The organism is Erwinia sp. (genome assembly GCF_031978025.1).
Lineage (GTDB): Bacteria > Pseudomonadota > Gammaproteobacteria > Enterobacterales > Enterobacteriaceae > Erwinia.
The window spans coordinates 1-8,271 of sequence record NZ_DALZCD010000196.1; the positions used below are offsets into that span (position 1 = coordinate 1).

Consider the following 8,271-nt stretch of genomic DNA (forward strand, 5'->3'; position numbering starts at 1 on the left):
CTTAAAGGCGGCAGCCTGCCCACCGACCACGTCGAACGAAAATGTCGATCCCGCGCCGCTACACTGTTGCTCATAAACCCGTGCGGCTGGCGAACCGGCTTCCAGAAACGGCAGATAGTGCAGTTTTTCAATTTTTTCATGCGAATGCAGAAATGCGGCTACGGCGGCAGCATTATCGTTGGCGCGCTCCATACGCAGCGACAGCGTTTCCAGCGAGCGGCCAATCATCCAGCAGGAATGGGGATCGAGCTGGGTGCCGATCGCGCTGCGCAATGCTTTGATTTGCTTAATCAGCGCCTTGCTGCCCATCACCGCTCCGGCAATTAAGTCGGAATGCCCGCCGACATACTTGGTCAGAGAGTACAGCGAAAGATCCGCGCCGTGCTCAATCGGACGCTGGAAAACCGGCCCGAGCAACGTGTTGTCGCAGGCAATAACCGGACGATGCTTCTGATGGCGTGCTATTTCATCCGCTACGCGTTTTATCAGCGCAATATCGACCAGGCTGTTAGTGGGGTTAGCGGGCGATTCGATCAGGATCACCGAGACGCGCCCCTGTTCCATTGCTGCGTGGGCTGCCGCCCGAACCGAGTCCTCATCAACGCCGTCGGCAAACCCCACCGACGCCACGCCGAGTCGGCGAAAGGTTTTAGTCAGCAGCGTTTCGGTGCCGCCATATAAAGGCTGCGAATGCAGAACAACATCACCAGGCTCGATAAAGGCCAGCAGCGCGGTAGAAATGGCTGACATACCGGAAGAGAACAGCGCCGCACTTTCGGTTCGTTCATAAATCGCCAGCCGATCTTCAACGATTTCGCTATTGGGGTGGTTAAAGCGTGAATAAACCAGCCCGTTCCCTTCGCCTTCCGGCGGCTCGCGGCGGCCAGAGACGTAGTCGAAAAAGTCGCGGCCTTCCTCGGCGCTGGTAAATATAAAGGTCGACGTCAAAAAGACCGGCGGTTTGACCGCGCCCTCGGACAGGGCAGGATCGTAACCGTAGTTGAGCATTTGCGTCTCAGGTTGCAATTCGCGCCTGCCGAGATGCGTTTTCTTTGAATGTTGCGTCGCCATACTTTCTCCAGCCTGCAGCACAGGCACTAGCAGCTCATTTTTAGCTTAAGCTAGCACGGCGACCGCCACGCTCTTAAATGAATTAAAATTCTATTATTAGAACTTTATGCGAGATCAATCACTGAGAGCTTGCCAGACAGACAGACGTATGTCCGCACCGCCAGCTCTGCTGTGGCAGAGTCACCGACGGCTGCAAAAAATGTGGTAAACTTCGCTGCTTCTTCTAAGCCACCGACGATATTGACACAACCTATGAAACACACTGTAGAAGTCATGATCTCTGAACAAGAGATTGCCAAACGCATCGCTGAACTGGGCCAGCAAATCACCGACAGCTACCGCGACAGCGGCAGCGAAATGGTGCTGGTTGGCCTGCTGCGTGGTTCCTTTATGTTTATGGCGGATCTCTGCCGCAAGATTGAGGTATCACACGAGGTCGATTTTATGACGGCTTCCAGCTACGGCAGCGGCATGTCCACCACGCGTGATGTGAAAATCCTTAAGGATTTGGATGAGGATATCCGTGGCAAAGATGTTCTGATCGTGGAAGATATTATTGATTCCGGCAATACGCTGAGCAAAGTGCGGGAAATCCTGCGTCTGCGCGAGCCGAAGTCGCTGGCGATCTGTACGCTGCTGGATAAGCCTGAACGGCGGGAAGTTGACGTGCCGGTGGAATACGTGGGCTTCACTATTCCTGATAAATTCGTAGTGGGCTACGGTATCGACTATGCCCAGCGCTATCGCCATCTGCCTTACGTAGGCCACGTGGTGATGCTGGAAGAGTAACGCTCACCGCACGATCGACTAAGGCCGGTTCTCCCGGCCTGATATATGATGCTGCCCGGGGATCAGCTCGGGTTTTCCAAGCCTTTCAGCGCGTTAGCGATACCTTTATGATGACGTTCTTCAAGGACGTCCATGCTGGAAGCACCGACTTCCAGATCGTGCAGGTGTCCATCCTGAATACCGTAAACCCAGCCGTGAATTTTGACATTCTGGCCGCGCTTCCATGCTGACTGCATGATGGTGGAGTGTCCCAGGTTATAAACCTGCTCGATCACGTTGATTTCACAAAGTTTGTTAAAACGCTCTTCCGGTGTCGGCAGCTGCTTCAATGACGAACTATGCTTGTACCACAGATCGCGGATATGCAGCAGCCAGTTGTTGATCAGACCCAACTCCGGGTTCTCGACCGCTGCCTGCACGCCGCCGCAGCCGTAGTGACCGCAGATAATGATGTGCTCCACCTGCAGAACTTCCACAGCGTACTGAACAACCGAAAGGCAGTTCAGATCGGTGTGGATAACCAGGTTAGCCACGTTGCGATGAACGAACAGTTCGCCCGGCTCCAGGCCGGTCAGCCGTTCGGCTGGTACACGGCTGTCAGAACAGCCAATCCAGAGAAAACGCGGCTTTTGCGCCAGTGACAGGCGTTCAAAAAAGGCCGGGTTTTCTTCTTTCAGCAGGCGAGACCACTCGCGGTTGTTACTAATGAGAGTATCAATATCTTTCATTTTTATAGCGCCATAACTTGATATGCGTGGCAGTAATATAGGCCATCAAACTGTGATTTAAAACGCTAAACAAGAAATCCATACAAAACAGGGCAATCCTTTACCTATGACTTATGCACTGGAACTCGAAAAGCTGACCAAAACCTATGCAGGTGGCGTTCAGGCCTTGAAAGGAATCGATCTTAACGTGGAAGCAGGCGATTTCTATGCGCTGCTCGGCCCCAACGGCGCCGGCAAATCCACCACGATTGGTATTATCAGCTCGCTGGTCAATAAAACGGCCGGCAAAGTGCGGGTGTTTGGCTATGACCTGCAGCAGGATGTGGTCAACGCCAAGCGCCAGCTGGGCCTGGTGCCGCAGGAATTTAACTTTAACCAGTTTGAAACCGTGCTGCAGATTGTGGTCAGCCAGGCGGGGCTTTACGGCGTTGAGAAAAAAGAGGCGCTGCTCCGCTCGGAAAAATATTTAAAGCAGCTCGATCTGTGGGACAAGCGCAACGAACGCGCCCGGATGCTTTCCGGCGGCATGAAACGCCGTTTGATGATCGCCCGCGCCCTGATGCACGAGCCAAAGCTGCTTATTTTGGATGAGCCGACCGCCGGGGTGGATATCGAACTGCGTCGCTCCATGTGGAGCTTTTTGCAGGATCTTAACGCGAAAGGCACCACCATTATTCTGACCACCCACTACCTGGAAGAGGCGGAGATGCTTTGCCGTAATATCGGCATTATTCAGCATGGCCGACTGGTGGAAAACACCACCATGAAAGGCCTGCTGGCAAAGCTGAAATCAGAAACCTTTATCTTTGACCTGGCGGCGAAAAGCCCGCTGCCCGCGCTGGAGGGGTTCCAGTACCGGCTGGTAGATACCTCCACGCTGGAAGTGGAAGTCATGCGCGAGCAGGGGCTGAACAGCGTTTTCAGCCAGCTCAGCCAGCAGGGCGTTAAGGTATTAAGTATGCGCAACAAGGCTAACCGCCTTGAGGAGCTGTTTGTAGACCTGGTGAACGGTCGCAAAGGAGAAAAAGCATGACACATCTGTACTGGGTTGCCCTGAAAAGTATCTGGGGAAAAGAGATTAACCGTTTTGCCCGAATCTGGATCCAGACGCTGGTACCGCCGGTTATCACCATGACGCTCTACTTTATTATCTTTGGCAACCTGATCGGCTCCCGTATCGGCGATATGCATGGCTTCAGCTATATGCAGTTTATCGTGCCGGGCCTGATTATGATGGCGGTGATCACGAATGCCTATGCCAACGTGGCGTCCTCTTTTTTCAGCTCTAAATTTCAGCGCAATATTGAAGAGTTACTGGTCGCGCCAGTTCCGACGCACGTAATCATTGCGGGTTATGTCGGCGGTGGCGTAGCGCGCGGCGTGTGCGTGGGCATTCTGGTGACCGCCGTGTCGCTGTTCTTTGTGCCTTTTCATGTGCACTCCTGGCTGATGGTGGCGGTCACGCTGCTGCTGACGGCGATCCTGTTTTCGCTGGCGGGCCTGCTGAACGCGGTTTTTGCTAAAACCTTTGACGATATCAGCCTGATCCCGACCTTTGTGCTGACGCCACTGACCTACCTGGGCGGCGTGTTCTATTCGCTGACGCTGCTGCCGCCGTTCTGGCAGATGGTGTCGAAGCTGAACCCGATTGTGTACATGATCAGCGGCTTCCGCTTCGGCTTTTTGGGCATTTCCGACGTTCCTGTGATCTTTACCCTGGCGGTGCTGGTGGCGTTTATCGCGGTGTTTTACATCCTGGTCTGGTGGTTAATCCAGCGTGGAAGAGGGCTGCGTACCTAAAGATTTGCGTATCCCTTCCCGCAATGGGAAGGGATAAGCCGGACAACGTTGCTGAGCGGAGCCTGTCTGTAAAGCGTAACCGCAGTCAGCAAAACCGCTTCCCCGCATTATTTGATATCCATCACTAAAAATAAGAAAACTGTATTCCTCTGCAAACTTTCCCTTCCCGGATGCCACTCAATCCTATCGCGAGCACGTTGTACGGGTATTGAGTATGGCCGGTGTTGTCACGATAAATCAGCAGGTCATAAGCCTGTTATCTTTGACTCATCTCGGGATCAAATTTATGTCAGGTATAAATGCACTACCTTCTACCTTAACCACCGCCGCTCACTCTTCAGGCCAGGCAACTTCCAGTCAGGAGGCTCGCGCCCGGGGTGCCGGCGGGGCAGGCCCTTCTACGGCGGTGACCACACCGGAAGACGCTGCACGCGAACGGGCCATTGACAATATGGTTACCCAGCTCAATCACTATTTTCCCGGCAGTGACGGATTACAAGCGCTGGTGCGGGATCGGGCTACAGAGCTGCACGATATGGAGGAAACATCCCATGACGTGGCTGAAAATATGGCTAAAGGGCAGCAACTGGATTTAATTAGCGAGGCGGCAGGCAACGCGGTGAAAGCATTCCCTTTTGCCATCTCGGGTTATGCCTCAGGCGCGCTCAAACTGGCGGCCGGTATTGACGGTGCTTCTCCGGGCTCAGAAGCCCTGGCCGGTGCCGTGGATGGCGCAACGGCGATGGTGATGAAAGCGGTGGGGGATAAAGTTTTTGCTAACACCACAAAAGATACGCTGTGGCTGGCCGCGGACGCCGAAAAGCTGGAACCGGAAATGCAGGAGGTGCTGAAAAAACGTCAGGGCCTGGGAGAGAGCCTGAAACTGGCCCCGCTGGGAAGCCAGGGATTTAACGGCCGTAATGCCGTCGTGGGCGCGGTGGCAGTAGCATCGCACAATAATCCTCAGGCGGTATCCCATACCAGCAACGTGCTGAGCCTGGCGGCAGGCGCAGCGGGCGGCGTCCTGACCAACAAATTCAGCGCTTCTCACGGCCCTGAATACCTGTTGGGACGGACCGACTGGAAAGCGCAATATAACGCATTGAAAGCAACCAGCGTAAAGCAGCAGGTCATGTCCGGCGGCGCGGAAAGGCTGAAAACGCTGCTGCTTAGCGTGATGACGCCGCGCAATTACGCCAAAGGCGTACTGAATATTGCTTCGGGAAACATGGTGTCGGAAATTGGTACTTTAGCCTTGTCGTTGGCCGGCAATAACGCCTTACGAAATGTCGCCCGTAATCCCGGCGTGAGCGGAGCCGTCAGTTCTGCCCCTTCGGGTGCCATTGATGATATTATCGGCCGCCTTACCGCAGGCCAGCTGACCTCACCAACAGAAATCGCTAAAGATCAGGCAATTAACCTGGTGGGTGCCGCGCTGGCCTATGCTTTTCAGGGCGTCGCAGGCGCGTTGGCCGGGCCGCCACCCACCCGCAATGACGAAGCCGTAGATTTAGTGGCAGATAAAATCGTGAATAGCCTGGTCGGGCAGAAAACCGGGGAATTACGGGATGATGCCGTGGATCTGTTAAAGCAGGGAGCCACTGGGGCTCAACAAAAAGCGTCACAGTTTAAGGATAAGGCTTCCCGGGGCGCCACTTCATTTGCTCAGGGGGCGGTCAATACGCGCAACGCGATGGGCGACGGCATGGGCAGGTTAAAAAATGACGTTACGGGTGCCATGAGCAATGCGCAGCAGTGGACCGCTGAACAGCTTAGAAAGCAGTTTGCTACGTCACCTCAGCCAGGCGCGCAGACTCATGCCGCCACGTCGGGCCAGCCTGCGGTTCAGGCTTCATCGTCACGACCTGCCGGACAGCCTGCGACTCAGGCTTCAACATCGCAACCGGCTGCGCAAACGACGGCTCAGGCGTCAACATCGCGGCCTGATGCGCAACCTACGGCTCAGACTTCAACGCCGCAACCTACGGCTCAGACTTCAACGCCGCAACCTGCGGCTCAGACTTCAACGCCGCGACCGGCTGCGCAACCTGCGGCCCAGGCTTCAACATCACGGCCTGCTGCACGGCCGACTACTCAGGCTTCATCGTCACGGCCAGCACCTGAAAACATAGAGATGCAACCAATGGGTAAAAGCAAACAGGCGTAGCCCAGCATCCGGTCAGCAGAGAGCAGGGAAAAGACGCAAAGAGAGGGTAAAACAGCGGGGGAGAGTTCCCCCGCCAGCCGATCAGGCGACCTGCACCGGCACCGCTTTTGCCAGACGCTTCATCACGTTATCTCCTTCAAAGTAGGCGACTTTCGGTTGCCATTCACGGGCTTCGGCATCCGGCATCGTTACGTAAGAGCAAATAATCAGAATATCGCCTTCGCAGGCGCAGCGGGCGGCTGCGCCGTTGACGGAGATAATCTTCGAGCCGCGTTCGGCCGCGATAGCATAGGTGGAAAAGCGCTGACCGTTAGTCACGTTATAGATATCGATCGCTTCATATTGCAGGATGCCGGAAGCCTCCAGGAAGTCCTGATCGATGGCGCAGGAGCCTTCATAGTTCAGATCTGCCTGCGTGACTTTGACGCGGTGAAGCTTGCCCTGCAGCATGGTACGGTTCATCATTGACCTCTGGTGAAAATAAATAACTGGCGCGTTACGCCGTTAAATCAATCTGCTGATTGTCGATCAGGCGTGCCTTGCCCAGCCATGCCGCCATCAAAATAACCGCGCTTTTGCTTTCAACCGTCAGCGGCAGCAGCGTGTCAGCATCGACAATGGCCAGGCCATCGGCGCGCAGGCCGAGAATAGCCAGCGCCGATTCCGCATCGGTAATAATCTCATCGACATGGCGTTCTCCATTGGACAACCTTTCCGCCATGCTGTTCATTACGCGGCTCAGTGCGGGCGCCAGTTTTCGCTCGTCAGGAGTCAGATAACCATTGCGCGAGCTGAGCGCCAGGCCATCTTTCGCACGTACCGTCGGCACGCCAACAATTTCCAGATCGTAGCCCATATCGGCCACCATCTTGCGGATCAGCGCCAGCTGCTGAAAATCCTTCTCGCCAAAGCAGGCTACGTCGGGCTGCACAAGGTTAAACAGCTTGCTGACAATGGTCGACACGCCGCGAAAATGGCCCGGCCGACTGGCACCTTCCAGCAGCGAAGAGAGACCCGGCACCTCGACAAAGGTCTGTTCGCCCAGTCCCTTTGGATAAATATCACCAGGGGCGGGCGCGAAAACCAGATCTACCTTGCGGCGGTTCAGCTTCTCACAGTCTTCCTGCAGCGTGCGCGGATAGCGCTCCAGATCGTCGGGACGTTCAAACTGCATGGGGTTAACGAAGATAGTGGTGACTACAATATCGGCGCGCTCCCGGGCTTCATCTACCAGCGTCATATGGCCATCATGCAGGTTGCCCATGGTAGGGACCAACGCGATGCGCTTGCCTTCTTGCCGCCAGCGGCGAATCTCACGCCGTAGCAGGGGTATTGTTTCAATAATCAGCACTTGCCGCTCCCGTCTCAGTGAAAACTGTGTTCTTCAGCAGGATACGTCCCCGCTTCGACTTCTGCTACATACTGCCTGACGGCAGCGCGCATCTCACCTGTTTCCAACAGAAAATTTTTGACGAATTTAGGAATATGCCCGCCGGTGATGCCGAAAGCGTCGTGCATCACCAGGATCTGCCCGTCAGTCACGTTGCCAGCGCCGATACCGATGACCGGAATAGCCAGCGCCTCGGTAACACGCTGCGCCAGCGCAACGGGTACGCACTCCAGCACCACCATTTGTGCCCCGGCCGCTTCCAGCGCCAGCGCATCAGCCAGCAGCGTCTCTGCCGCCTCGCTCTCACGGCCCTGCACCTTATAGCC

9 protein-coding genes are annotated in these 8,271 nt (G+C 55.4%); 4 read left to right on the top strand and 5 right to left on the bottom strand.

What is annotated here, in order from left to right; genetic code table 11:
• On the bottom strand, positions 1 to 1,071 hold a 1,071-nt coding region (locus RTK32_RS15190), incomplete at its 3' end, for a cystathionine gamma-synthase family protein (protein WP_312045431.1).
• 252 nt (positions 1,072 to 1,323) lie between these two features.
• Here RTK32_RS15190 and hpt point away from each other — a divergent pair.
• Positions 1,324 to 1,860 (top strand): hypoxanthine phosphoribosyltransferase, encoded by a 537-nt coding sequence (gene hpt, locus RTK32_RS15195; RefSeq protein WP_312045433.1) that lies wholly within the window; start codon positions 1,324 to 1,326, stop codon positions 1,858 to 1,860.
• A 62-nt stretch (positions 1,861 to 1,922) separates the two neighbouring features.
• Here hpt and can read toward each other — a convergent pair whose 3' ends face one another.
• The gene (gene can / locus RTK32_RS15200; protein WP_312045435.1) at positions 1,923 to 2,588 is read right to left on the bottom strand and encodes a carbonate dehydratase; all 666 of its coding nucleotides are present in this window, start codon (positions 2,586 to 2,588) and stop codon (positions 1,923 to 1,925) included.
• Between the two features lie 106 nt (positions 2,589 to 2,694).
• On the opposite strand from can, the gene RTK32_RS15205 reads away from it, so the two are divergent.
• The 3 genes from RTK32_RS15205 (at position 2,695) to RTK32_RS15215 (ending at position 6,555) form a co-directional block, all read left to right on the top strand.
• Positions 2,695 to 3,621, top strand: coding sequence for an ABC transporter ATP-binding protein (locus RTK32_RS15205; RefSeq protein ID WP_312045437.1), 927 nt, complete (start codon positions 2,695 to 2,697; stop codon positions 3,619 to 3,621).
• On the top strand, positions 3,618 to 4,388 hold the full coding sequence (locus tag RTK32_RS15210; RefSeq protein WP_312045439.1) for an ABC transporter permease: 771 nt from the start codon (positions 3,618 to 3,620) through the stop codon (positions 4,386 to 4,388). The genes RTK32_RS15205 and RTK32_RS15210 overlap by 4 nt, the downstream gene beginning before the upstream one ends.
• Positions 4,389 to 4,674: 286 nt before the next feature.
• Positions 4,675 to 6,555 carry a hypothetical protein gene (locus tag RTK32_RS15215; RefSeq protein ID WP_312045441.1) on the top strand — a complete coding sequence of 627 codons (1,881 nt, stop codon included), beginning with the start codon at positions 4,675 to 4,677 and terminating at the stop codon, positions 6,553 to 6,555.
• Between the two features lie 81 nt (positions 6,556 to 6,636).
• Here RTK32_RS15215 and panD read toward each other — a convergent pair whose 3' ends face one another.
• The 3 genes from panD to RTK32_RS15230 form a co-directional block, all read right to left on the bottom strand.
• Entirely contained in the window at positions 6,637 to 7,017 is a 381-nt protein-coding gene (gene panD, locus RTK32_RS15220) for an aspartate 1-decarboxylase (RefSeq protein ID WP_312045447.1), read from the bottom strand.
• Positions 7,018 to 7,051: 34 nt separating this feature from the next.
• A complete protein-coding gene (gene panC, locus RTK32_RS15225) occupies positions 7,052 to 7,906 on the bottom strand; it encodes a pantoate--beta-alanine ligase (RefSeq protein ID WP_312045443.1) in 855 nt (284 codons plus the stop codon).
• A gap of 14 nt (positions 7,907 to 7,920) precedes the next feature.
• The coding region (locus RTK32_RS15230) for a 3-methyl-2-oxobutanoate hydroxymethyltransferase (protein ID WP_312045445.1) at positions 7,921 to 8,271 on the bottom strand (351 nt) is incomplete at its 5' end.